The sequence below is a fragment of the Streptomyces sp. NPDC097619 genome (genome assembly GCF_040302735.1).
Taxonomy (GTDB): domain Bacteria; phylum Actinomycetota; class Actinomycetes; order Streptomycetales; family Streptomycetaceae; genus Streptomyces.
Genome location: NZ_JBEOSD010000005.1, coordinates 23233 through 47317, shown reverse-complemented (window position 1 = coordinate 47317; position 24085 = coordinate 23233). Strand labels below are relative to the sequence as shown.

18 protein-coding genes and 1 tRNA gene are annotated in these 24085 nt (G+C 73.4%); 6 read left to right on the top strand and 13 right to left on the bottom strand.

The features are described from left to right. Nucleotides 1-24: 24 nt before the first annotated feature. Complete coding sequence (locus ABTZ17_RS02520) at nucleotides 25-1749, bottom strand: FG-GAP repeat domain-containing protein (RefSeq protein WP_352193620.1); 1725 nt, start codon at nucleotides 1747-1749, stop codon at nucleotides 25-27. 352 nt (nucleotides 1750-2101) lie between these two features. Here ABTZ17_RS02520 and ABTZ17_RS02515 point away from each other — a divergent pair, with 352 nt between their 5' ends. Beyond that, nucleotides 2102-2653, top strand: coding sequence for a hypothetical protein (locus ABTZ17_RS02515; RefSeq protein ID WP_352193619.1), 552 nt, complete (start codon nucleotides 2102-2104; stop codon nucleotides 2651-2653). 83 nt (nucleotides 2654-2736) lie between these two features. On the opposite strand, the gene ABTZ17_RS02510 is transcribed toward ABTZ17_RS02515, so the two are convergent. From ABTZ17_RS02510 to ABTZ17_RS02495, 4 genes are all read right to left on the bottom strand, one after another. Next, nucleotides 2737-4470, bottom strand: a complete 1734-nt coding sequence (locus ABTZ17_RS02510) for an FG-GAP repeat domain-containing protein (protein WP_352193618.1) — start codon at nucleotides 4468-4470, stop codon at nucleotides 2737-2739. A gap of 65 nt (nucleotides 4471-4535) precedes the next feature. Next, nucleotides 4536-6254 carry an FG-GAP repeat domain-containing protein gene (locus ABTZ17_RS02505; protein WP_352193617.1) on the bottom strand — a complete coding sequence of 573 codons (1719 nt, stop codon included), beginning with the start codon at nucleotides 6252-6254 and terminating at the stop codon, nucleotides 4536-4538. Nucleotides 6255-6932: 678 nt separating this feature from the next. Continuing rightward, nucleotides 6933-7604 (bottom strand): TetR family transcriptional regulator, encoded by a 672-nt coding sequence (locus tag ABTZ17_RS02500; RefSeq protein ID WP_352193616.1) that lies wholly within the window; start codon nucleotides 7602-7604, stop codon nucleotides 6933-6935. Beyond that, entirely contained in the window at nucleotides 7601-8587 is a 987-nt protein-coding gene (locus ABTZ17_RS02495; protein WP_352193615.1) for an acyl-CoA desaturase, read from the bottom strand. Before ABTZ17_RS02495 ends, ABTZ17_RS02500 begins: the two co-directional genes overlap by 4 nt. Nucleotides 8588-8899: 312 nt before the next feature. Between ABTZ17_RS02495 and ppc the strand changes: the two genes are divergently transcribed. After that, nucleotides 8900-11632, top strand: a complete 2733-nt coding sequence (gene ppc, locus ABTZ17_RS02490) for a phosphoenolpyruvate carboxylase (RefSeq protein ID WP_352193614.1) — start codon at nucleotides 8900-8902, stop codon at nucleotides 11630-11632. A gap of 80 nt (nucleotides 11633-11712) precedes the next feature. On the opposite strand, the gene pth is transcribed toward ppc, so the two are convergent. From pth to ABTZ17_RS02465, 5 genes are all read right to left on the bottom strand, one after another. Next, the gene (pth, locus tag ABTZ17_RS02485; protein ID WP_352193613.1) at nucleotides 11713-12303 is read right to left on the bottom strand and encodes an aminoacyl-tRNA hydrolase; all 591 of its coding nucleotides are present in this window, start codon (nucleotides 12301-12303) and stop codon (nucleotides 11713-11715) included. Between the two features lie 81 nt (nucleotides 12304-12384). Then, the gene (locus tag ABTZ17_RS02480) at nucleotides 12385-12969 is read right to left on the bottom strand and encodes a 50S ribosomal protein L25/general stress protein Ctc (RefSeq protein ID WP_352193612.1); all 585 of its coding nucleotides are present in this window, start codon (nucleotides 12967-12969) and stop codon (nucleotides 12385-12387) included. A gap of 208 nt (nucleotides 12970-13177) precedes the next feature. Continuing rightward, on the bottom strand, nucleotides 13178-14155 hold the full coding sequence (locus ABTZ17_RS02475) for a ribose-phosphate diphosphokinase (RefSeq protein ID WP_352193611.1): 978 nt from the start codon (nucleotides 14153-14155) through the stop codon (nucleotides 13178-13180). Between the two features lie 125 nt (nucleotides 14156-14280). Beyond that, on the bottom strand, nucleotides 14281-15729 hold the full coding sequence (gene glmU, locus ABTZ17_RS02470) for a bifunctional UDP-N-acetylglucosamine diphosphorylase/glucosamine-1-phosphate N-acetyltransferase GlmU (RefSeq protein ID WP_352193610.1): 1449 nt from the start codon (nucleotides 15727-15729) through the stop codon (nucleotides 14281-14283). Nucleotides 15730-15837: 108 nt separating this feature from the next. Continuing rightward, nucleotides 15838-15910 (bottom strand) — tRNA-Gln (locus ABTZ17_RS02465). A gap of 184 nt (nucleotides 15911-16094) precedes the next feature. On the opposite strand from ABTZ17_RS02465, the gene ABTZ17_RS02460 reads away from it, so the two are divergent. After that, the gene (locus ABTZ17_RS02460) at nucleotides 16095-17414 is read left to right on the top strand and encodes a sensor histidine kinase (protein WP_352193609.1); all 1320 of its coding nucleotides are present in this window, start codon (nucleotides 16095-16097) and stop codon (nucleotides 17412-17414) included. Between the two features lie 16 nt (nucleotides 17415-17430). Here ABTZ17_RS02460 and ABTZ17_RS02455 read toward each other — a convergent pair whose 3' ends face one another. Both ABTZ17_RS02455 and ABTZ17_RS02450 read right to left on the bottom strand, forming a co-directional pair. Continuing rightward, nucleotides 17431-17952: an SUKH-3 domain-containing protein gene (locus ABTZ17_RS02455; RefSeq protein WP_352193608.1), complete on the bottom strand. Its 522-nt coding sequence runs from the start codon at nucleotides 17950-17952 to the stop codon at nucleotides 17431-17433. An 8-nt stretch (nucleotides 17953-17960) separates the two neighbouring features. Continuing rightward, nucleotides 17961-18527: a YwqJ-related putative deaminase gene (locus ABTZ17_RS02450; RefSeq protein WP_352193607.1), complete on the bottom strand. Its 567-nt coding sequence runs from the start codon at nucleotides 18525-18527 to the stop codon at nucleotides 17961-17963. Nucleotides 18528-18760: 233 nt separating this feature from the next. Here ABTZ17_RS02450 and ABTZ17_RS02445 point away from each other — a divergent pair, with 233 nt between their 5' ends. The 3 genes from ABTZ17_RS02445 (at nucleotide 18761) to ABTZ17_RS02435 (ending at nucleotide 23032) form a co-directional block, all read left to right on the top strand. Beyond that, nucleotides 18761-19741, top strand: coding sequence for an SMI1/KNR4 family protein (locus ABTZ17_RS02445; RefSeq protein WP_352193606.1), 981 nt, complete (start codon nucleotides 18761-18763; stop codon nucleotides 19739-19741). 4 nt (nucleotides 19742-19745) lie between these two features. After that, nucleotides 19746-21878, top strand: coding sequence for an SUKH-4 family immunity protein (locus ABTZ17_RS02440; protein WP_352193605.1), 2133 nt, complete (start codon nucleotides 19746-19748; stop codon nucleotides 21876-21878). A gap of 263 nt (nucleotides 21879-22141) precedes the next feature. Further along, the gene (locus ABTZ17_RS02435; RefSeq protein WP_352193604.1) at nucleotides 22142-23032 is read left to right on the top strand and encodes a cellulose-binding protein; all 891 of its coding nucleotides are present in this window, start codon (nucleotides 22142-22144) and stop codon (nucleotides 23030-23032) included. On the opposite strand, the gene ABTZ17_RS02430 is transcribed toward ABTZ17_RS02435, so the two are convergent. Then, on the bottom strand, nucleotides 23001-24071 hold the full coding sequence (locus ABTZ17_RS02430; RefSeq protein WP_352193603.1) for a hypothetical protein: 1071 nt from the start codon (nucleotides 24069-24071) through the stop codon (nucleotides 23001-23003). The genes ABTZ17_RS02435 and ABTZ17_RS02430 overlap by 32 nt on opposite strands. Nucleotides 24072-24085 lie beyond the last annotated feature (14 nt).

Genomic DNA, 24085 nt, shown 5'->3' with positions numbered 1-24085 from the left:
CCGGCCCGGCGGACGCGCCCCGTGTCAGTAGAGGTTCGGGTAGGTCCCGTAACCGGTGCCGATCTTGACCCGGGCGGTCAGCTTGCCGCTGCCGTACGCGTCGTAGCGCCACAGGTTGCCCGCGGAGTCGGTGGCGACGAGGTCGGCGCGGCCGTCCCCCGTGAGGTCGCCGGTCACGACGAGCTGGCGGTAGACCTGGTAGCCGGTGCCGATCTTCACCTTGGCCTTGAAGGGGGCCTTCGGGTTGCCGGTGCCGGCGTACAGGTAGAGGCGGCCGGATCCGTCGCGGGCGACCAGGTCGCCCCGGCCGTCCCCGGTGAGGTCGCCCGCGCCGGTCAGCTTGGTGAAGCCGCCCCAGCCGGCGCCGATCCTGACGCGCGAGGCGAAGCCGGTGGCCTGGCCGTTGCCCGGGTAGAGGTACAGCACCCCGGCGCCGTCGCGGGCGAGCAGGTCGCCCCGGCCGTCGCCGCTCAGGTCACCCGGGCCGATGAGGGTGTTGTAGATCCCCCAGCCCGCGCTGATCTGGTCGCCGTTGACGTACAGGCGGCCGCCGTTGGCGACCTCGGCGATGTCGGTGTCGTTCCGGCGGTCGAGCGAGGAGGCCCAGGTGATCTTGGCCGTCTTCCAGCCGCCGGTGTCCGAGATCTTCTGGCGGGCGGCGAGGGTGCCGTTGCCCTTGGGGTGGTACCACCACAGGGTGCCCGCGGAGTCCCGGCCCATCAGGTCGTTGCGGCCGAAGTCGGGGTTGCCGCCCTGGCCCGCGAAGAGGCGGACCGACTCGTACCCCTTCGAGCTGGTGTAGCGCGGGGACAGTCCGCCCTTGCCGTTGCCCTTGTAGATGTAGGTCTGACCGGAGAGGGCGCGGGCGAACAGCTCGGCCGAGCCGTCGCCGTCGTAGTCGTCCAGGCCGGTGATCTGGTTGTAGACCTGGTAGCCGAAGCCGATCTTCACCGCGGCGGCGAAGGGCGCGGACGCCTTGCCGGTGCCCAGGTAGCGGTAGAGGTCGCCGCCCGTGGTCCGGGCGAGCAGGTCCGCGCGGCCGTCGCCGTTCAGGTCCGAGACGCCGATCAGCTGGTCGTAGCCCTGCCAACCGGCCCCGATCTTCAGGGCGGAGGCGAACGGGGCGGCGGGGTTGCCGGTGGCCTGGTACAGGTACAGGGTGCCGCCGGGGGTGCGGGCCAGCAGGTCCGCGCGGCCGTCGCCGGTCAGGTCGCCCGGGGCGAGGACCTTGTTGTACGCGTTCCAGCCCTTGCCGGACCAGGTGCTCCAGGTCTCCGTGCCGTAGCGGCCGTTGCCGCGGAAGAGCTCCAGGACGCCGTCGTTGGAGAGCGTGACCAGGTCGGTCAGGTCGTCCTGGTCCTGCTTGCCGACCGGGATGACGTCCTTGTACTCCACGGAACCGGCCTGGTCGCCGACGGTGTACTCGAAGTGCTCGTCGGAGCCGCTGGGGTTCACGTAGTAGCGGCCGTCGGGCGCGCGGTAGAGCAGGTCGTGGATGCCGTCGCCGTCCGCGTCCAGGCGCGGGGCGGCCTGCGCGGCGGCGGCGAACGCGCCGCGCCGGGCCTCACGGGGCAGCAGCGGGCCGGACAGCGGGCCCGACTCCGGGACGACGGCCTCGGTGGTGCCGTGCGGGGCGTCCGGGGTCCCGGCGGCGACGGCCGGGGCGGAGATCAGGGTGCCGGCGGCGAGGGCCGCGACGGCGGTGGCGGCGGCGAGGCCGCCCAGGCGCTTGTGGCGCAGGATGTTCAAAGTCCCCCCTGGGACGGAAAATGCGGCGCCGGGACATGGGTTCGCGGGCTCGGGCATGCGCGGGCACGTCGGTGCGGCGCGCGCGAGCGGCGTCATCCCCCCCGGGATTGGTGGGTGCAGCGTACATCTGCAAACGGCGGTGACTGAAGTGTTTATCCGTCAGTTCCTGTCACGATCGGGCCACGGCTTTTCGGCCTGCGCGTCCCCGCCCGGTCGGCTCCGCCGGGCGGTCGCCCCGGATGTCCCGGATGGCTTGCTTGTGCGCATCCAGAACGCGTTCCCGCTCCGTGAAACCGACCGACCGGCGCGACGTGTCCATGATCGTGACCAGTCAGGCATCCAGGAGGCACCCGTGCACCAGCCGACCCGCACCGCCCTCGTTCCGGCGGCCCTCGCCCTCGCCCTGCTCACCGGCTGCTCGACGGCGGAGGGCGATGCCGCCCCCGCCGAGGACCGCAAGGCCCTGACGGAGGTGGGCCGCGAACACCTCCGCCTCCGCGCCGACCTGCTCACCACCGAGCGCTCCCGGACCGCCCTCGCCGCGGTGGCCACGGCCCCGCTGACCAAGGGGCTGCGCGAGGAGTTCCGGGCCGACGCCACCGAGCTGATGGCCCGCGGCGACGCGCACGCGAAGAAGGACGGCGGCTACCGCGAGGCGACCGTGGAGGTCACCGTCGACACGGCCACGGTGGACGGCGACGACGCCACCCTTGAGGTCACGGAGCACACCAGCCTCTTCTTCGGCGGCCCCGCCGACCGGGACCCCGCCGCGACCGAATACGTGCTCCGGCACGAGCTGAGGTTCGTCCGCGACGGCACCGGCTGGCTCCTCGACGGGGAACGCGTCCTCGGCGTCGAGGGGAAGCCGCTGCCGGACACCCAGCTCGACACCCCCACCACCTGAGCCCGCGCCCGACACGACGGTGCCCCGCCCCGGAGATCCGGGACGGGGCACCCTGCGCGGGCCGCGTGCGCGGACCGGGCGCGTCAGTACAGGTTCGGGTAGATCCCGTATCCCGTGCCGATCTTCGCGCGGGCGGTCAGCTTGCCGTTGCCGTAGGAGGCGTAGCGCCACAGGTTGCCCGAGGAGTCCGTGGCGACCAGGTCGGCGCGGCCGTCACCGGTCAGGTCACCGGTCACCACCAGGTGGCGGTAGGCGTTGTAGCCGGTGCCGATGCGGACCTTGCCCTTGAACGGGGCCGAGGCCGAACCGGTGCCCGCGTACAGGTAGAGGTTGCCGGACCGGTCCCGGGCCACCAGGTCGGCGCGGCCGTCGCCGGTCAGGTCACCGGCGCCGGTCAGCTTGGTGAAGCCGCCCCAGCCCGAGCCGACCTTCAGCCGCGCGGAGACCCCGCCCTTGCCGTTGCCGCGGTACAGGTACATCGCCCCGCCGGCCTTGTCGCGGGCCAGCAGGTCGGCGCGGCCGTCGCCGTTCAGGTCGCCGGCCCCGAGGATGGCGTTGTACGCCGCCCATCCCGAGCCGATGTCACGGCCCTCGATGTAAAGGTGGTTGTTCCACAGCTCCAGGATGTCCGCGTCGTTGTCGCCGTCCAGCGAGGACACGTACGTCAGCGTGGCGCCCTTCCAACCACCCCGGTCGCTCAGCTGCTTGCGCGGGCCGAGCAGACCGTTGTTGGCCCCGTAGTACCACCACAGGGTGCCCGCGGAGTCCCGCGCCAGCAGGTCGTTCCGGCCGGTGTCGGCCATGCCGCCCTGGGCGCCGAACACGCGCGCCAGGTACCAGCCGCTGCCCGTGGTCTCGCGGGCCCGGAAACCGCCCTTGCCGTCGCCGCGGTACAGGTACGTGGACCCGCCCGTGGTGCGACCCACCAGGTCGCCGACGCCGTCGCCGTCGCGGTCGTCCACGCCCACGAGCTGGTTGTAGATCTGGTAGCCGTGACCGGCCTTCTTCCGCGCCCCGAACGGCTCCGACTTCCTGCCGGTGCCCGGGTAGGTGTAGAGGTCGCCGCCCGCGGTCCGGGCGACCACGTCCGCGATCCCGTCGCCGGTCACGTCGTTGACGCCGACCAGCTGGTCGAAGGCGCCCCAGCCCGCGCCGACGAGCACGCGGTCCTTGTACGGGGTCCGCGCCTCGCCCGTGCTCGGGTAGAGGTACAGGGCCCCGTTGTAGGTGCGCGCCAGCAGGTCGGCCTTGCCGTCCTTGGTCAGGTCGCCGGGCGAGAACACCTTGTTGTAGGTCTGCCAGCCGCGCCCCGTCCAGGTGGCCGAGGTCCGCGTGGCGGACTTCGAGGCGCCGGGGAAGAGCTGGAGGGCACCGTCCGCGGTCAGCGTCAGCAGGTCGGTGCGGGAGTCGCCGTCGAGACGGCCGACCGGGATCACGTCCTTGTACGCGAAGTCCTCGCGCAGCCCGATGCCCACCCCGTAGGCGGTGTGGCGGGAGTTGCCGCCGGGGGCGTCGTAGTACTTGCCGTCGACCGCGCGGTACAGGACGTCCGGGAAGCCGTCCCCGTTCGGGTCGAAGCGCGGGGCGACCGCGCGGGCGGCCGCCGCGACCGCGCCGGAGCGGGCCTCGCCCGCCTGGGCGGCGCGCACCGGCCGGTCCACCGGCTGCTCCCACCCCGGCGGGGTGGCGGGCAGTACGGTGCGCTGCGGCCGGTCCCCGGCCCGCTCCGCGGCGACCGCCGGGGCGCTCAGCAGCGCGCCCGCGGCCAGCGCGACCGCGGTGCAGGCCGCGGTGCGGCCGAGATGCTTGGGTGACACAGGTTCCCCCCTGATGAAGGCACAACGGTGCCCCGCTCCGGTCCGGAGAGGGGCACCGCCGAAAATTAGTACATGTTCGGGTAGATCTGGTAACCCGTGCCGATCTTCGCGCGAGCGGTGAGCTTCGCGTTGCCGTACGAGTCGTAGCGGTACAGGACGCCCGAGGCGTCCGTGGCCAGCAGGTCCGCGCGGCCGTCGCCGGTCAGGTCACCGGCCACCAGGAGCTGCTTGTAGATGTTGAAGCCGGTGCCCGTCTTGATGGGCTTGGCGAACGGCGCCCCGGCCTGCCCGGTGCCCGGGTAGACGAAGAGGTTGCCGGCGCCGTCGCGGGCCAGCAGGTCGCCCCGGCCGTCGCCGGTCAGGTCGCCGGCGCCGCTGAGCTTGGTGAAGGCGCCCCAGCCCGCGCCGATCTTCACGCGCGCGGAGAAGCCGGTGGCGGAGCCGTTGCCCTGGTGGAGCCAGAGCACCCCGGACTTGTCGCGGGCCAGCAGGTCGCCCTTGCCGTCGCCGCTGAGGTCGCCCGCGCCGACCAGGTGGTTGTAGATGTCCCAGCCCGAGGTGAGCGGCTTGCCGTTCACGTACAGCTTGGTCCCGGCGACCTCGACCAGGTCGGAGGCGTTGTACCGGCCGAGGGCGGAGGCCAGGGTGATCTTCGCGTCCTTCCAGCCGCCCGGGTCGCTGATCTGCTGGCGCTTGCTCAGCGTGCCGTTGTTCTTGGAGTAGTACCACCACAGGGTGCCCGCGGAGTCCCGGGCGATGGTGTCGGCCCGCTGGAAGGCGGGCACCCCGCCCTGCGCCGCGAACTGGGTGACGAAGCTCAGGTCGGGGGCGCCGGCCGCGCGGGCCGTCCAGGTGCCGGAGCCGGTCGCGTAGTAGACGTACAGCTGACCGGCGGTGGTGCGGCCGATCAGGTCGCCGAGGCCGTCGCCGTTCAGGTCGTCGGTGCCGACGACCTGGTTGTAGATGTTCCAGCCGGTGCCGACCTTCACGGCGGCCTTGAACGGGGCGAGGGTGTTGCCCGTCCCCAGGTAGGTGTAGAGGTTGCCGGTGGTGTCCCGGGCGGCGAGGTCGGCGATCCCGTCGCCGTTGACGTCGTTGGTGCCGATCAGGTGGTCGTAGTACTGCCAGCCGGCGCCGACCTTCACCCGCGAGTCGAAGGGGCGGGAGACGGTGCCGTTGTTCTTGTAGATCCACAGGACGCCGCCGTGGTCGCGGGCCAGGACGTCGGCCCGGCCGTCACCGGTGAGGTCGCCGGGGGAGAACACCTTGTTGTAGATGTTCCAGCCGGCACCCGTCCAGGCGGCCGTGGTGGAGGTCCCGAAGGAGTCGGTGCCGCGGAACAGCGAGAGCTTGCCGTCCGTCGAGAGGGTCAACAGGTCGTGGTAGGCGTCCCCGTCGAGCTTGCCGACCGGGATGACGTCCTTGTAGTCCAGGCTCGCGTTCTGGCCGAGGGAGAACTCCACGTCCTCGCCGCCGGCGCCCGGGGCCACGTAGTAGTTCCCGTCGATGGCCAGGTACAGCTGGTCGGCCTCGCCGTCCCGGTCCGCGTCGAACCGGAGCGGGGCCGCGGCCGCGGCGGACCGGAAGGTGCCGCGGGCGGTCTGGCGGGGCAGGTCCACGTCGGACCGCGGGTCCGCCTTCGGGGCGGTGCGCTGGACGGAACCGTGCGGTCCGTCCGCGGCCCCCGAGGCCGCGGCGGGACCGGCGAACAGGGCGCCCGCGGCGAGAGCGATCGCGGTGCAGGCCGCGACGCGGGCCCTGCGCGTGGTGCGCGAGTGCTTCAAAGGAATCCCCCTGGTGGATGGTGGTGGACGTGCGGGAGTGGGGGGTGCGGCGGGCGGCCGGAAACCGTGCGCTCGGGTCGGTGCGGGTCGATGCGGCCCCCTCGGCCCCCCTTGCCCCGCGCCGTTCCTGACGCGCGGAGCGGGCCCTGCGGTTCCGCGGATGCGGAGGGATCCGCCGGTTCGGGTGACGAGGTGCGCGGAACCTGACGGAGCCCCGATCGGAGGCTAGTCGCCCCGGCGGGAGAAAAAGAAGATCGCCCGCGTACAACCTTCGGCGGCCTCACCGGTCCCCTGCGGGGGCTCGGGGCTCGGGGCTCGGGGTGCGGGGTGCGGGGTGCGGGGGTGGGCCGGGACCGGTCGGCGGGCGCGCCTCACCGATGCGCTCGATCGCCGCGCGGGCCGGAGGGTGCCGGTGCCGGTGGTCCGGCACGGCTCACGAACCGCCTCAAGCGCCGGCGGGGCTGGAGTGGGTGGTCCCGTCCGTCGTTCGGCGCGGGTCCGGCGGGCTGGACGGAGGGGTGAGCGAGCCGTAGCGGCCGGCCGGAACGGCGGTCGGGCCCCTCCACGAGCCGCACTCGATGGGGAGCCCCACCCGGCTCGTGCGGCGAGGGAGCGCATCGGTGGGGCGGCCCCACATCTGCGGCCCCGCCGGCGATCGAGGCGGGGCCGGCGGGTGGGTCAGTTCTTGCGGTGGCCCATCAGTCGGGGCTTGGCTTCCAGGCCGTCCAGCCCGTGCCAGGCCAGGTTCACCAGGTGGGCGGCGACCTCGGCCTTCTTCGGGCGGCGGGTCTCCAGCCACCACTGGCCGGTCAGGGCCACCATGCCGACCAGCGCCTGGGCGTACAGCGGGGCCAGCTTCGGGTCGAAGCCGCGCGCCTTGAACTCCAGCCCGAGGATGTCCTCCACCTGGGTGGCGATGTCGCTGATGAGGGAGGCGAAGGTGCCCGTGGACTGGGCCACGGGGGAGTCCCGCACCAGGATCCGGAAGCCGTCCGTGTAGCTCTCGATGTAGTCGAGCAGCGCGAACGCCGCCTGCTCCAGGAGCTCCCGGGGGTGCCCGGCGGTGAGCGCCCCGGTCACCCCGTCGAGCAGCTGCCGCATCTCCCGGTCGACCACGACCGCGTACAGGCCCTCCTTGCCGCCGAAGTGCTCGTACACCACCGGCTTGGACACGCCGGCCTTGGCCGCGATCTCCTCCACCGAGGTGCCTTCGAAGCCCTTCTCCGCGAAGAGGGTGCGACCGATGTCCAGCAGCTGCTGACGCCGCTCCGCGCCGGTCATTCGGACCCGGCGGCCGCGCCGGGGCTTGTCACTGGAAATGCCGCTGTCGATCGCCACGTCGTCCATCATGCCGCGTTCGCGGCCTTGTCCCTGCGTCGGGCATCGATGCGCGACTCCGAGGGCCACCGCACGTCGGAGGCCCAGCCCGCGAGCTCGAACCACCTGATCAGACGCGCGCTGGAGTCCACCTGACCGCGCAGCACGCCGTGCCGGGCGGAGGTCGGGTCGGCGTGGTGCAGGTTGTGCCAGGACTCGCCGCAGGAGAGCACCGCGAGCCACCAGACGTTGCCGGAGCGGTCCCGCGACTTGAACGGCCGCTTGCCCACCGCGTGGCAGATCGAGTTGATGGACCAGGTCACATGGTGCAACAGCGCCACGCGCACCAGCGAGCCCCAGAAGAACGCCGTGAACGCGCCCCACCAGGACATCGTCACCAGACCGCCGACCAGCGGCGGGATCGCCAGCGACAGCATGGTCCAGAAGACGAAGTCGCGGCTGATCCGCCGGATCGCCGGGTCCTTGATGAGGTCCGGCGCGTACTTCTGCTGGTCCGTCTGCTCCTCGTCGAAGAGCCAACCGATGTGGGCCCACCACAGGCCCTTCATCAGGGCGGGCACGGTCTCCCCGAACCGCCACGGCGAGTGCGGGTCGCCCTCCGCGTCGGAGAACTTGTGGTGCTTGCGGTGGTCGGCGACCCAGCGCACCAGCGGCCCCTCCACCGCCATCGAGCCCATGATCGCCAGCACGATCCGCAGCGGCCGCTTCGCCTTGAAGGAGCCGTGCGTGAAGTAGCGGTGGAAGCCGATCGTGATGCCGTGGCAGGCCCAGAAGTACATGAAGACCATCAGGCCCAGGTCCAGCCAGCTCACCCCCCAGCCCCACGCCAGCGGTACGGCGGCAGCCAGCGCCAGGAACGGCACGGTGATGAACAGCAGCAGCGCCACCTGCTCCACCGACCGCTTGCTCTCACCGCCGCGGGTCGCCGAGAGCGGCGGTTCCGGCGGCCGGGCCCCCTCCGCGGCGTCTTCGAGCACGTCCGGGCTGATCGTCATCGGGCATCCCCTGTACATGGGTGTCGGAAGCGGCAGGAAGCCGAGGCTACGGTTCCGTAACCTACGGCCACGTAAGTATCCCAGGGCGCCGGCATCCGGCAAGGGTGACTCGTCCACCCCTCAAGACATGACCGGTAGCCTCCCGCGCGCCACCTATCCTTGGTCGCGTCGGACAGCGCGGTCCGCACGGGCAGCCCGGGGCTGCACACCTGGCGGCAACACCCACGCACCAGGAGGACAGCCCGCGGCCACGGCCGCACCACCCCGGAGCCCACCTCCAGTAGCGCTCGAACACTGCAAGGAGCCGCACCTGTGAGCAGTGCTGACCAGAACACCACCGGCAACGCAGAGCTGCGCGCCGACATCCGCCGCCTCGGCGACCTCCTCGGCGAGACCCTCGTCCGCCAGGAGGGTCAGGACCTCCTTGACCTCGTCGAGCGGGTCCGCGCCCTGACCCGCACCGACGGCGAGGCCGCCGCGGAACTGCTCGGCGACACCGACCTGGAGACGGCCGCCAAGCTGGTCCGTGCCTTCTCCACGTACTTCCACCTCGCCAACGTCACCGAGCAGGTGCACCGCGGCAAGGAACTGCGCGCCCACCGCGCGGCCGAGGGCGGTCTCCTCGCCCGGACCGCCGACATGCTCAAGGACGCCGATCCCGAGCACCTGCGCGAGACCGTGCGCAACCTCAACGTGCGCCCCGTCTTCACCGCGCACCCCACCGAGGCGGCCCGGCGCAGCGTCCTCAACAAGCTGCGCCGCATCGCGGCCCTCCTGGAGGAGCCCGTCAGCGGCGCCGGGGAGCGCCGCCGCCACGACCTGCGGCTCGCCGAGAACATCGACCTCGTCTGGCAGACCGACGAGCTCCGGGTCTCCCGCCCCGAGCCCGCCGACGAGGCGCGCAACGCGATCTACTACCTCGACGAGCTGCACGCCGGCGCCGTCGGCGACGTCCTGGAGGACCTGGCCGCCGAGCTCCGCCGCGTCGGCGTCGAGCTGCCGCCGGGCACCCGCCCGCTCACCTTCGGCACCTGGATCGGCGGTGACCGCGACGGCAACCCCAACGTCACCCCCGACGTGACCCGCGAGGTCCTGATCCTCCAGCACGAGCACGGCATCACCGACGCGCTGGAGCTCGTCGACTTCCTCCGCGGACTCCTCTCGAACTCCATCCGCTACGCGGGGGCCACGGAGGAGCTGCTCGACTCCCTCCGGGCGGACCTCGACCGGCTCCCGGAGATCAGCCCCCGCTACAAGCGCCTGAACGCCGAGGAGCCCTACCGGCTCAAGGCCACCTGCATCCGGCAGAAGCTGCTCAACACCCGCGAACGCCTGGCCAAGGGCACCCCCCACGAGGACGGCCGCGACTACCTCGGCACCACCGAGCTGCTGCACGACCTCACCCTCATCCAGAGCTCCCTGCGCGAGCACCGCGGCGGCCTCTTCGCCGACGGCCGGATGGACCGCACCATCCGCACCCTGGCGGCCTTCGGCCTCCAGCTCGCCACCATGGACGTCCGCGAGCACGCCGACGCCCACCACCACGCCCTCGGGCAGCTCTTCGACCGCCTCGGCGAGGAGTCCTGGCGCTACGCCGACATGCCCCGCGAGTACCGGCAGAAGCTCCTCGCGAAGGAGCTCCGCTCCCGCCGTCCGCTCGCGCCGACCCCGGCCCCCCTCGACGCCGCCGGACTGAAGACCCTGGGCGTCTTCGGCACCGTCAAGGAGGCCTTCGAGAAGTTCGGCCCCGAGGTCATCGAGTCGTACATCATCTCGATGTGCCAGGGCGCCGACGACGTCTTCGCCGCGGCCCTGCTGGCCCGCGAGGCCGGACTCGTCGACCTGCACGCCGGCTGGGCCAAGATCGGCATCGTGCCGCTCCTGGAGACCACGGACGAGCTGCGCGCCGCCGACGTCATCCTCGACGAGATGCTCGCCGACCCCTCCTACCGCCGCCTGGTCTCCCTCCGCGGGGACGTCCAGGAGGTCATGCTCGGCTACTCCGACTCCAGCAAGTTCGGCGGCATCACCACGAGCCAGTGGGAGATCCACCGCGCGCAGCGCCGGCTCCGCGACGTCGCCCATCGCTACGGGGTCCGGCTGCGCCTCTTCCACGGCCGCGGCGGCACCGTCGGCCGCGGCGGCGGCCCCTCCCACGACGCGATCCTCGCCCAGCCCTGGGGCACCCTGGAGGGCGAGATCAAGGTCACGGAGCAGGGCGAGGTCATCTCCGACAAGTACCTGGTGCCGTCCCTGGCCCGCGAGAACCTCGAACTGACCGTCGCCGCGACCCTGCAGGCCTCCGCCCTGCACACCGCGCCGCGCCAGTCCGACGAGGCCCTGACCCGCTGGGACACGGCCATGGACATCGTCTCGGACGCCGCGCACTCCGCGTACCGGCGCCTGGTCGAGGACCCCGACCTGCCGGCGTACTTCTTCGCCGCCACCCCCGTCGACCAGCTCGCCGACCTGCACCTCGGCTCCCGGCCCTCCCGCCGGCCCGACTCCGGTGCCGGGCTCGACGGCCTCCGCGCCATCCCGTGGGTGTTCGGCTGGACCCAGTCCCGCCAGATCGTCCCGGGCTGGTTCGGCGTCGGCTCGGGCCTCAAGGCCCTCCGCGAGGCCGGTCACGAGGACGTCCTGACGGAGATGGGCGAGCGCTGGCACTTCTTCCGCAACTTCCTCTCCAACGTCGAGATGACGCTGGCCAAGACGGACCTGCGGATCGCCCGCCACTACGTCGACACCCTGGTGCCCGAGGACCTCAAGCACGTGTTCGCCCTCATCGAGGCCGAGCACGAGCTGACCGTCCGCGAGGTCCTCCGCATCACCGGCGGGGAGGAGCTGCTGGACTCCCAGCCGGTGCTCCAGCAGACCTTCTCGGTCCGCGACGCCTACCTGGACCCGATCTCCTACCTCCAGGTCTCGCTGCTCGCCCGGCAGCGGGCCGCCGCCGCCCGCGGGGAGGAGCCCGACCCGCTGCTCTCCCGGGCCCTGCTGCTCACCGTCAACGGCGTGGCCGCCGGTCTCCGCAACACCGGCTGACCCGCCCCGGCACGCACGAGAGCCCCCGCCCCCCTCGCAGGAGGGGGGCGGGGGCTCTCGCGTCGTCGGGGCCGGACGGCTCAGGAGTTGTACGAGGACTGGGCCCGTTCCAGGCCCTCCGTCACCAGGCACTCCACGGCGTCGGCGGACCGGTCCACGAACCAGTCCAGCTCCTTGCGCTCGGTGGACGAGAAGTCCTTGAGCACGAAGTCCGCGACCTGCATGCGGCCGGGCGGCCGCCCGATCCCGCAGCGCACCCGGTGGTACTCCGGGCCCATCGACTTCGTCATCGACTTCAGGCCGTTGTGCCCGTTGTCCCCGCCGCCGAGCTTCAGCCGCAGGGTCGCGTAGTCGATGTCCAGCTCGTCGTGGACGGCGACGATCCGCTCCACGGGCACCTTGTAGAAGTCCCGGAGGGCCGTCACCGGGCCCCCGGACAGGTTCATGTACGACAGGGGCTTGGCCAGCACCACGCGACGGTTCGCCGGGCCGGGCGGGCCGATCCGGCCCTCCACGACCTGGGCCCGCGCCTTGTGGGCCTTGAACTTGCCGCGCATCCGCTCCGCCAGCAGGTCCACCACCATGAAACCGATGTTGTGGCGGTTCCCCGCGTACTCCGGTCCCGGGTTGCCCAGCCCCACGATCAGCCAGGGGGCCGCGTCGTCCGACATGTCAGGCTCCTCACATGGAACGACCGCCGTCCCGCTCCAGTGGAGCCGGACGGCGGTCGATCGGCAACGGGAAGGGGAGGCTCAGGCCTCGTCGCCCTCGGCGGCCTCGGCGGCCGGCTCCTCGGCCTGCGGGGCCACGACCTGCAGGACGGGGGTCTCGCCGTCCACGGCCAGGGTGGTGCCCTTCGGGAGGACCAGGTCGGAGGCGTGCACGGTGGCACCGGCCTCCAGGCCCGCGATGGAGACGGTGACCTCGGTCGGGATGTGGGTGGCCTCGGCCTCGACGGAGACGGTGGTGAGGAGGGTCTCCAGCAGGTTGCCGCCGGCGGCCAGCTCGCCCTCGGTGACGACCGGAACCTCGACGGTGACCTTCTCGCCCTTCTTGACGATCAGGAAGTCGACGTGGTTGATGACCGGCTTCAGCGGGTGGCGCTGGATGGCCTTGGGGATGACCAGCTCGTTGCCGTCGCCCGCGATGTCCAGGGAGATCAGGACGTTCGGGGTCTTCAGGGCCATCATCAGGCCGTGGGCCTCGACGGAGACGTGCTTCGGGGCGGTGCCGTGGCCGTAGATGACGGCGGGGGTCTGCGCGGTGCGACGGGCCTGGCGGGCGGAGCCCTTGCCGAAGGTGTCACGGAGAACGGCGGAAAGCTTGACCTCGGACATGCTCACTCCTCGTGGGGTGACGGAAACGGAACTGGAGTCACCCGGCCTGAACGGCCTGCTACGAAGAGCGCGTCGATAACGGAGCACCCGCACACAAAGGTGCGGCCTCCCTCGCCGAGCAACTCGTGGAGTCTACCCGGCCGGGAGGCCGCACCCAAAAGGATCTATCGCGGCCCCGGTGGACCGCACGGGCCGGAGCCCGCGGGAGCTACTGCTGCTCCTCGAAGAGCGAGGTCACCGAGCCGTCCTCGAAGACCTCGCGGACCGCGCGGGCGACCATCGGGGCGATGGACAGCACCGTGATCTTGTCCAGCTCCAGGTCGGAGGGGTCGGGCAGCGTGTTCGTGAACACGAACTCGCTCACCTTCGAGTTCTTCAGACGGTCCGCGGCGGGGCCCGACAGGATGCCGTGCGTCGCCGTCACGATGACGTCCTCGGCGCCGTGCGCGAAGAGCGCCTCGGCCGCGGCGCAGATGGTGCCACCGGTGTCGATCATGTCGTCCACCAGGACGCAGACCCGGCCGCGGACCTCGCCGACGACCTCGTGGACCGTGACCTGGTTCGCCACGTCCTTGTCGCGCCGCTTGTGCACGATGGCCAGCGGGGCGTCCAGACGGTCGCACCAGCGGTCGGCCACGCGCACGCGGCCGGCGTCGGGGGAGACCACGGTCAGCTTGGTGCGGTCCACCTTGGCGCCCACGTAGTCCGCGAGGACCGGGAGGGCCGAGAGGTGGTCCACCGGGCCGTCGAAGAAGCCCTGGATCTGGTCGGTGTGCAGGTCGACCGTCAGGATGCGGTCGGCGCCGGCCGTCTTTAGCAGGTCCGCCACCAGGCGGGCCGAGATCGGCTCGCGACCCTTGTGCTTCTTGTCCTGACGGGCGTAGCCGTAGGAGGGGATGATCACGGTGATGGATCGCGCCGACGCGCGCTTCAGCGCGTCGATCATGATCAGCTGCTCCATGACCCACTTGTTGATGGGAGCCGTGTGGCTCTGCATCAGGAAGCAGTCGGCGCCGCGCGCGGACTCCTCGAAGCGGACGTAGATCTCACCGTTCGCGAAGTCGAAGGCCTTCGTCGGCACGAGACCGACACCCAGCTGGTGCGCGACCTCCTCGGCCAGCTCGGGGTGGGCGCGGCCGGAGAAGAGCATCAGCTTCTTCTCGCCGGTCGTCTTGATCCCGGTCACAGCACTGTCTCCTCAGACGTGTTGATTGCTGCTGCGCCCCCGTGCGCGTCCGTCCCGCGCGCGGTGAGCCAGCCGAATTGCGTGCACCTATCACGGTACGCCGTCAGCGGCGTACCTGTTTCCGGTCAGACTTCGTCGGCGGTGGGCTGCCCCGCCGACTGGGCCGCCTGAGCGGCGGCGCTTCCCGGACGCTTGCGGGCCACCCAGCCCTCGATATTCCGCTGCTGGCCCCGGGCGACGGCCAGCGCACCGGCCGGCACGTCCTTGGTGATCACCGAGCCGGCGGCCGTGTAGGCGCCGTCCCCGACCGTGACCGGAGCCACAAACATGTTGTCCGAACCGGTCCGGCAGTGGGAGCCGACCGTGGTGTGGTGCTTCTTCTCGCCGTCGTAGTTCACGAAGACGCTGGCGGCGCCGATGTTCGAGAAGTCGCCGATGGTCGCGTCGCCCACGTAGGACAGGTGCGGGACCTTCGAGCCCTCGCCCACCGTGGCGTTCTTCATCTCCACGAAGGCGCCGGCCTTCGACTTCGGGCCCAGGTCGGTGCCCGGTCGCAGGTAGGTGAACGGGCCGACGTTGGCGCCCGCGCCGATCACCGCGCGGTCGGCGACGGTGTTGTCCACCCGCGCGCCCTCGCCCACCCGGGTGTCCTTCAGGCGCGTGTTCGGGCCGACCTCGGCGCCCTCCGCGATGTGCGTGGCCCCGTGGAGCTGGGTGCCCGGGTGGATCAGCGCGTCCTGGCCGAAGGTGACCGTGACGTCCACGAAGGTGCTGCCGGGGTCCACGACCGTCACGCCCGCGAGCATGGCCCGCTCCAGCAGGCGCGCGTTCAGCAGGGCGCGGGCCTCCGCGAGCTGCACGCGGTTGTTGATGCCCAGGATCTCGCGGTGGTCCCGGCCGACGGCCGCGCCCACCCGGTGGCCGGCCTCGCGCAGGATCCCCAGCACGTCGGTGAGGTACTCCTCGCCCTGGCTGTTGTCCGTGCGGACCCGGCCGAGGGCCTCCGCCAGGAGCTTGCCGTCGAAGGCGAACACCCCGGAGTTGATCTCGCGGATCGCCCGCTGGGCCTCGGAGGCGTCCTTGTGCTCGACGATCGCGGTGACGGCGCCGGTGGCGGCGTCCCGGACGATGCGGCCGTAGCCGGTGGAGTCGGGCACCTCGGCGGTGAGCACGGTGACGGCGTTGCCGTCGGCCTCGTGGGTCCCGGTGAGCGTGCGCAGGGTCTCGCCGGTCAGCAGCGGGGTGTCCCCGCAGACCACGACGACGGTCCCGTCCACGGACCCGCCGAGCTCTTCGAGCGCCATCCGGACCGCGTGCCCGGTGCCGTTCTGCTCGTACTGCACCGCGGTGCGGACCCCGGCGTCCGCCTCGGCCAGGTGCGCGGTGACCTGCTCGCGGGCGTGGCCGACGACCACGACGAGGTGCTGGGGGTCCAGCTCGCGGGAGGCGGCGACCACGTGGCCCACGAGGGTGCGGCCGCAGATCTCGTGCAGGACCTTCGGGGTGGCCGATTTCATGCGGGTGCCCTCACCCGCTGCGAGTACGACGACGGCTGCCGGGCGGTTGGCGCTCACGGGTGTGCCCTTCGGCTTCGGGGGTGGACGACCGAAGGATACCGGGGGGTTACACCCTTCAAACGAGCGCGGGTCCCGACCGTGAAGTCGGGACCCGGATGCGATGGGCTCCCCCGTCAGGACTCGAACCCGAACCTAATGGCACCAAAAGCCATTGTGCTGCCAATTACACTACGGGGGATAATTTCCGATCAATCAGGACATCACGCCCTCTTGATCGGGTCAACCGCCCCTACTATGCCGCACCAGGTGCCTCCGACGCGACGGTGCGACGCCCTCCGGTGACCGGCGCGTGCCCCGTGCGGCCGCGCGTTCGCAGGATTTCCGGTCGCACGGGTGCGGGGGGCCGCCCGTAGGCTGGCGGCATGACCGGTACGGGGGCAGAGCGGGCGGGGGCGGGCCGGGCCGGACCGCTGTGGTGGGAACGGCGGCGGAGCGCCGCGCTCGACATCGGACTGGGGGCGGTCTCCTCCCTGGAGTGCGCCCTGGAAGGGGTCGGCTTCGCCCGGGACGCGTCCGTCCCGGTGGCCGTGGGGGTGCTGTTCGGCCTGGTGGTGGGCGCGACCCTGGTCCTGCGCCGCCGGTGGCCGGTGGCCGTGGTCCTCGTCGGGATCGCCGTCACCCCGGCCGTCATGGGCTTCCTGCTGGCCATCGTGGGCCTCTACACCCTCGCCGCCTCGGAGGTGCCGCGCCGGGTGACCGCGGTGCTGGCCTCCATGTCGCTGGCGGGCTCCTTCGTCGTGACGTACGTGCGCACCCAGGGGGACGTGGACGCCGAGCGGGGCTACGTGATGGTCCTGTCCGCGTTCATGGCGGTGGCGCTGACGGTGCCGCCGGTGCTGCTGGGGCTGTACATAGGAGCCCGGCGCCGGCTCATGGAGAGTTTGCAGGAGCGTGCGGATTCGCTGGAGCGGGAGCTGTCCCTGCTCGCGGACCGTGCGGAGGAACGGGCCGAGTGGGCGCGCACCGAGGAGCGGACGCGGATCGCCCGGGAGATGCACGACGTGGTGGCACACCGGGTGAGCCTGATGGTGGTCCACGCGGCGGCCCTGGAGGCGGTGGCGGGCAAGGACCCGGTCAAGGCCGCCCGCAACGCCGCGCTGGTCGGGGACATGGGCCGACAGGCCCTCACCGAGCTGCGGGAGATGCTGGGCGTGCTGCGCGCCGGCGAGCCGAAGCGGCCCCCGGTCGCGCGACCCGCGGCCGTCCCCGCCGCGCCGCCGGACGCTCCCGGCGACGGGCCGGCGCTGGCGGAGATCGAGGCGCTGGTGGGGCAGTCCCGGGCGGCGGGCATGGCGGTGGTGCTGGAGGTCCACGGAGCGGTGCGCGGCTACCCGCCGGAGGTGGAGCAGACCGCCTTCCGCGTGGTGCAGGAGGCCCTGACCAACTGCCACAAGCACGCCGCGGGCGCGGCGGTCACGGTACGGCTGGCGCACCGCGGGGCCGAGGTCGCCATGCAGGTGGAGAACGGACTCCCGGACGGCGGCCCCGGCTGCGCCGCCGCCGCGCTGCCCAGCGGCGGCAACGGACTGGTGGGCATGCGGGAACGGGTCCTCGGGCTGGGCGGCGTCTTCGTCTCCGGCCCGACCGACGCGGGCGGCTTCCGGGTGTCGGCGGTGCTGCCGGCCCCGCCCGTCGCATCCGTACGGGACCGCGCCGAGGCCGATCCGGAGGAGGCCGCCTGAGCGGGCGCCGGACCCGTCAGGTGGTGAGGCGGACCGGCTGGAGACCGGTGAGCAGGGTCCCGAGGGCCTCGTCGATGTGGGCGCCCAGGTACCAGTCGCCGGTGTCGTCCACGGAGTAGACGCGCCCCGTGGCGTCGATGGCCAGGTGCGCCCGGCCGTCCGCCTCGGTGCCCAGCGGGCAGACCGTGGTGTCGAGCGCGCGGCCCAGGTCGTTGAAGGTGCGGGCCAGGTGCAGCCCGGTCAGGGGGTCGATCCGCACCGGGGTCGGGGCTATCTGCCGTCCGGGCCCGGAGGCGGTCAGGGTCAGGCCCCCGAACTCGGCCCACGCCTCGACGGCCGCGGGGAAGACCGTGTGCCGGTGCCCGGCCGGGGTGGTGTGGTCGCGGAGGGCGTCCGCCCAGTACTCGGCCTGCTTGATGTCCCAGCGCCCGGGCTGCCAGCCGGCGGTGCGCAGGGTGGCGTCCACGGAGACGGGGAAGCGGGTCGCGGAGGAGCGGTCGTAGGAGGCGGCCGCGGTGCCGCTGGCGGGTCGGCGCATGGCGGCGGTCAGCCCTTCGTGGCGGGGTCGGTGGCGGTGAGGTCCACGGGACGGACGCCGAAGTGGGCGAGCATCGCGTCGCAGGAGCGGCAGGGCGGGGCGTAGCTGCCGTGCAGGGGGTCGCCGTCCTCGCGGATCCGGCGGGCGGTGAGGCGGGCCTGGCGGAGCGAGCGGCGGGCCTCGCCGTGGGTGAGGGGCTTGCGGGAGGCGCGCTTGCTGCGGGCGCCCTCGACGGCGGCGAGGTGCCGGGACAGCAGGAGGGCCTCGGGACATCGGCCGGTGAAGCGTTCCCGCTGGGCGGTGGCCAGGGTGTCCAGGAAGTCCTGGACGAGCGGGTGCAGGACGGGGGGCCGGTCGCCCTTGGCGGCGGTGCCGGTGAGGGTCTCGCCGCGCACCGAGAGGGCGGCGGCCACGGTGGGGAGGATGCCGTCGCGGCGGAAGCGGAGGACGGGAGCGTGGGCCGGGACGGGGCCGCCCGCTTCGTTCCAACGCAGGCGCGGGTCTCCGGTGGTGCCGTCGGCGTGGTCCTCGTCGCCGTGGCCGGTGCGGCCGGTTCGTGTCGCCGTGTTGTGCATGGTGGTGCTGTCCCTCCCGTGGCCCGCGGTGCCGTTCCGTTCCGTCGAGCACGCCCCCGTGCCGTGGGACAGATTGCCAAATGTCGTCTGCCGTGCGGAAGCGGGGTCGAATTTTCGTACCAATTCGGATGTTCCCGGTCGTGCCGGCGAGGTGGGTGTGCGGGGAGGCGGGGGGTCTTGCGCGAGCGCATAGGCTGTGCGGAACCAGCCAGATCCAGCAGGGGGCTACCGCCATGACGACAGGTCGGCTCGGGCAGCAGGCCGTGCCACCCAATGCCGCGTACTCCGGGCAGGTCGTGCAGTTTCCGGACCCGGTCCGTGCTGCGCGGTTCCCCGGGGGCGTGCGGATGGACGGCAGCGGCCGTCCGGACTTCTCGCCGTACGCGCGCGCTGCCGTGGAGATCGCCGAGCCCCCGGAGGGCTTCGGCGCGGACGAGCTGCGGCTGACGGACTACGTGTCGGCGAACGCCGCCCTGCACGCCTCGGGGCACGAGCTGTGGGAGTCGGTGCCCCCGGTGGCCACCCCGCACGGCTGGCTGTGGCACCACGTGGCGGACACGCGCCGCCTGGAGCTGGTCCCCGCGGAGGTGAAGGCCCTGCTGCGACACCACGCCGGCCTGGCCTCGGCGGTGGTGGACCACGAGAAGAGGGGCACGCGCCCGCTCCAGGAGCGGCGGCCCGCGCACTTCCTGCTGCCCCGGTCGGGCGTGGCGGTCTCGGAACAGCAGGTGCAGGGGGTCGAGGAGGACCTGGGGTACCGGCTGCCCGAGGCGTACCGTTCCTTCCTGAAGGCCGCCGGTGGTTGTGCCCCGGCGGGCGTGGCGCTCGACGCGGAGCTGGGACTGCTGGTGGACCAGCCGTTCTTCACGGTGCGCGAGGAGGCGGCGGTCAACGACCTCGTGTACGCCAACAAGTGTCTGCGCGACCACCTGACCAAGGACTTCCTGGCCGTGGGCTACGTCCAGGGCGGTCTGGTCGCGGTGAAGGTGCGCGGGGACGGCGCGGGTTCGGTGTGGTTCTGCCTCTTCGACGACGCGCGGGACCGGGACGGCTGGTCGGTGCAGGAGCGGGTGGAGCGGCTGCTGCTGCCCTGCGGCGCCGATTTCGACGCCTTCCTGGAGCGGTTGGCGGGCAGTCCGGCGGAGCTGGAGACGGTGGCGGGTCTGATGGTGGACGGCGGCTTCGCGCGCGTGGTCCCGGTCGAGGGGCGATGACGCGGTGGTGACGTTCGCGCAGGCGCAGGAGCGCGCCGAGGAATGGGTCAACGGCGACGTGCCCGCCTACCAGCACCGGGAGGTGCGGGTCCGGGAGTTCGGGCTCGGCTTCGTGGTGTGGGCGGAGGACCGTCCGAACGGCCCGGTGTCCGGCGGCGGCCGGCAGCGGCTGGTGATCGCCCGCGACAGCGGTGAGGCCACCCTGTGGCCGGGGCTGCCCGTGGGCGAGGTGATCCGGCGCTTCGAGGAGGCGTACGGAGCCGCCCCGGTGGTCGAGGCGGAGAGCTCGGTGCCGCCGCAGCGGATCGACTCGGAGCAGACCTCCTTCATGCTGAGCCCGCCGGAGTGGCTCCAGGAGGCGGCCGACCGGGCGGGCATCCCCGGCGGGCCGGGTCCGGGGGCCGGTTCCGGCGGTGCTTCCGGTCTGGATTCCGCTTTCACTTCCCCGGCAGCCCCCGATGCTTCCGCCGCTTCCGAAGCGGACACCCCGGCCGCCGGGTTCCCCGTCCGTTCCGCCTCCGGGAGCGGGGCCGGCGACGCGGGCGAGGTGACCGTGCCGTTCGGGGCTCCCGTGGCGGACGACACGGCCGACTTCCCCGATCCCGGGCGTGCCGGCGGTGCCGCCGGTCCGGTGGACGGGGCCGCGCCGGTCCCCTCGGGTCACACCCCGTGGGCCGGTACGGACGTGAACACGGGCTCCGCCGAGGAGGAGTCGGTGCCGCTGCCCGCCACGGTCTTCGCGCCGCCGCTGTCCGGTTCGGACGTGGACGAGGCGCGGGCGGGCTCGGGGGTCGCCCCGGAGGCCAAGACGACGCTGATGCAGGGCGGCAGCGGGCTGCCCCGCACGGTGGTGGGCGGCCCGGCCGTGGACGGCGCGCTGCCGCCGGCCCCGGGACCGGACCCGGCCCGTGACTCCGGTGGCGGTTCCGCCCCCGGTTCCGCTTCCGGGGCCGAGCGGCCCGTCGGAGCTGCCCCGGGTGCTCCGGGTTCCGGCGGTGGGGACGTGCACCACGCGGCGACGATGCTCGCGGGCCCGTCGGTCCTGGGTGCGCCCGGTGGTCCGGGGCAGCCCCCGGCCCCGCCCGGTCCCCCCGGGGCGCCGCAGGGAGCCGCCGTACCGCCGCCCGGTCCGGCCGGGGCCCCGCAGGGCGCCCCCGGGGTGCCGACGGTCGGTCCCGGGTACCAGGCCGTGCTCCGGTACCGGGCTCCCGACGGCTCCGAGCAGCAGCTGATCCGGCGTTCCGCGCCGGGCACCCCGCATCCGGAGTGGCAGATCCTGCACGAGCTGCGGGCCATGAACGTGCCCCCGCAGCAGGTGCTGGAGCTGCACACCGAGCTGGCCTCCTGCGAACTGCCGGGCGGCTACTGCGCCCGCATGATCAGGGAGACCTGGCCGCAGGTGCGGATCACGAGCGTGGCCCCGTACGGCTCCGACCACGCGGGCCGGCAGCAGGGCATGCGGCACCTCCTGACGCACCAGGGCGAGCTGCACCAGGTGGCGGACGGCCCGGCGCGGCCCGCGCCGGTGCGGGCGCCGCTGCCGCAGGTGCCGTTGCAGCCCGCGGTGCCGATGGAGGTCATCGGGCAGGAGCTGGCCGGGGCCTTCGGGCCGCAGGGCGTGTTCCGGTTCGACCAGCGGGCGGTGTCCCGGCAGGGGGTGCCCGACCTCGTCGCGCACACCCTGGTGGTGGCCGGTCTGCCGGTGGACTTCGGGCCGTTCTTCTGGGCGCAGGCCGTGCCGGGGCAGCCCGTGCCGACGCTGGCGGAACTCGCGGCGCAGCGGGGCGTGCGGGCGGCTCCGGACGCCGGTTCGTACCTGGTGGTCGGCAGCGACTTCGGCAAGGCGCTGTGCGTGCAGTACGGGACGGCGCACATCGTGGCCGTACCGGTGGAGGCCGGGCCCGACGGCGGTTCCGTGGCTCCGCAGTTCGTGAGCACGAGCCTGCCGCAGTTCGCGCGCTCGCTGGCGATGCTCGGGCACATGTGGCGGCTCCGGCTGCACCTGACCCCGGAGCAGGCGGGCCGCTGGACCGTCGATTTCCAGGCGAATCTCGCCGGTCTGGATCCGGCCGCGTTGGCGGGGCCGGAGAACTGGTGGTCGGTGCTGGTGGAGCAGATGTGGGACGGCCTGCTGTAGGAGGCCCCTTCCGGCGCCGCCGGGGCTGTGAGGAGCGGCCGCTCCGGATTCCGAGAGGGATCCCGGGGCGGTCGTTTTCTCTGTCCGGATTCTGGCTTCTGGCGCCAAATGGCGCATCCTTGACCGTGAGCCGCTGAACCTGTCCTCTTCTGCGCGACATGTGGTCGTCCGGGGACCGGATCGGGGGCCTTTTGACATGGGGCGCCGGGTCCTCGCACCCGGTGCGCCGCCGTAGCCGTCCGCAGGGAGAGGGGCCTCCAAGAATGAGCGCAGCCGTTTCGCCGCAGGGATTCGCGATCGTCCGGGGCCGCGGGTACCGCCCGGCGGACGTGGACCGTCGGGTGGCCGCGCTCGGGTCGGCCCGAGAAGAGGCGCTGACCCGGGAGGCCCGGCTGAGCGCCCTGCTGGCCCAGCTGGAGGAGGAGGCCGCCCGGCTCCGCGAGGAGGTGGCGCGGCTGTCCCAGCCCACCTACGAGGAGCTGAGCGAGCGGGCCCGGCGGATCCTGGCGCTGGCCCACGAGGAGGCCGCGGAGCTGTCCCGGGAGGCCCGCGCCGTGGAGGCGGAGGCCCGGGCGGACGCCGGCGCGCACGCGGCACGGGTGGCGGAGCTGGCCCGTCGGGACGCGGCGGCGGTGCGCGAGCAGACCGAGGTGCGGGCCCGGCAGCGGCTGGAGCAGGACCGGCGCGAGGCCGAGGACCTGGCGGCGCAGGCCCGCCGGGAGGCGGCCGAGGTCCGGGCGCGGGCCCACGACGGCTTCCGGGAGACGGTGCAGCGGGCCGACACCCTGTGGGCGGCCCACGAGCAGGAGCAGGCCGACCGGCGGGACACGGCGGAACGGCAGGCCGCGGCCCGCGAGGCGGCCGGTGCGGCCCGGGAGGCCGAGCTGGAGGAGCGGGGCCGCAACCTCCTGGCGGAGGCCCGGCGCGCCTACGCGGAGGCGGAGGAGAGCGCCCGGCACGGGCAGGAGGACGCGGACGCGCGGGCGGCCGAGCTGATAGCCGGGGCCCGGGTCCGCGAGGAGCGGGTGGTCCGGGAGACCGAGCGGCTGCTGCGCGAGCACGCCGAGTCCCAGGACGAGATGCGGGCGCACATGGACCACGTCCGCTCCAGCCTGGCGGCGCTCACGGGCCGGGCCGCTCCGAGCGCGGACTGATCCCGCCGGGGCCGGCCTCCGGGCCGGTGTCCCCGCCGCCTGCGACGCGCCGTTCCGGGGCCGTACCGGGCGAGTTCAGGGGCAGCGCCTCGGGCGCGGGTACGGGCACGGGCAGTGGCGCGGGCACCGGCTCGGGCCCGGGGGCGGCCACGGGATCCGGGGCGGGGCGCGGCGCGTCCGCCGGGCCGGTCGGCGCGTCCGGGGGCCGGACGAAGACGTTGCTCAGCAGCTGGGCCGCGGTGACCAGCTGGACCGAGACGGGGGCGCCGACGCCGCCCGGCGGCGGTTCCCAGGCGGCCTCCACCCGGTCCGGGGCGGCCGCGAGGACGGGCACGGGGCTGCCGTCCACCAGGACGGCGGGCGCGGCCGCGACGGGGTCGGGCAGCGGTCCGGCGGGCACGAAACCGCCCCCGGACAGGACCAGCACCCCGGGGCCCGGGGTGACGGCGGTGATCACGGGGACGGGCCGGCTGACGGCCTTGTTGGCGAGGTAGGCGGCGGCGGGCGCGCCCGTCAGCAGCGCGATCTCGGCGGGCAGGTCGGGCAGGCCGCGACGGATGTCGCAGAGGAAGGGCACGACCACGTAGGCCAGGGCGACCGCGTTGAAGAGGACGTACTGGAAGTCGGCGAGGTCGGTGCGGCCGGTGTCGTCGTGGACGAGGTCCCGCAGCCGGTCCTCGCCGGCGGCCGCCCGCGGCTTCGCCAGGCGCCCGCCCGAGACCCGGGCCGAGACGATCTCCTTGGCGCCGAGGTGCGCCAGGTAGGGGCCGCCGAGCAGCAGCAGGTACAGCGGGGTGATCGGGTCCAGCGGGCCGTCCGGGCCGCCGAACCACTCCATTCCGCGTCCGTCGGCGAGGGCGTACACGAGCAGGGTCACCAGCATCCAGGCCAGCACCAGCGACCACAGCAGGGCGAAGGTGCGGGAAGTGGAGACCCGGCCGTCCTTGCCGAGGAGCGGTCCCCGTCGGGTGGCCAGCCCCACCGCCCCGGCCGCGGCGGCGATCGCCGCCCCCAACGTCACCCATGCCCGTACGTCCATCGTGTCGCTCCCCC

Excerpts from the sequence above, each read along its gene's own strand:
- ABTZ17_RS02500 (WP_352193616.1), bottom strand. The coding sequence starts at position 7,604 with ATGATGGACGACGTGGCGATCGACAGCGGCATTTCCAGTGACAAGCCC.
- ABTZ17_RS02495 (WP_352193615.1), bottom strand. The coding sequence starts at position 8,587 with ATGACGATCAGCCCGGACGTGCTCGAAGACGCCGCGGAGGGGGCCCGG.
- pth (WP_352193613.1), bottom strand. The coding sequence starts at position 12,303 with ATGTCGGACGACGCGGCCCCCTGGCTGATCGTGGGGCTGGGCAACCCG.
- ABTZ17_RS02480 (WP_352193612.1), bottom strand. The coding sequence starts at position 12,969 with ATGTCCGAGGTCAAGCTTTCCGCCGTTCTCCGTGACACCTTCGGCAAG.
- ABTZ17_RS02460 (WP_352193609.1), top strand. The coding sequence starts at position 16,095 with ATGACCGGTACGGGGGCAGAGCGGGCGGGGGCGGGCCGGGCCGGACCG.
- ABTZ17_RS02455 (WP_352193608.1), bottom strand. The coding sequence starts at position 17,952 with ATGCGCCGACCCGCCAGCGGCACCGCGGCCGCCTCCTACGACCGCTCC.
- ABTZ17_RS02450 (WP_352193607.1), bottom strand. The coding sequence starts at position 18,527 with ATGCACAACACGGCGACACGAACCGGCCGCACCGGCCACGGCGACGAG.
- ABTZ17_RS02445 (WP_352193606.1), top strand. The coding sequence starts at position 18,761 with ATGACGACAGGTCGGCTCGGGCAGCAGGCCGTGCCACCCAATGCCGCG.
- ABTZ17_RS02435 (WP_352193604.1), top strand. The coding sequence starts at position 22,142 with ATGAGCGCAGCCGTTTCGCCGCAGGGATTCGCGATCGTCCGGGGCCGC.
- ABTZ17_RS02430 (WP_352193603.1), bottom strand. The coding sequence starts at position 24,071 with ATGGACGTACGGGCATGGGTGACGTTGGGGGCGGCGATCGCCGCCGCG.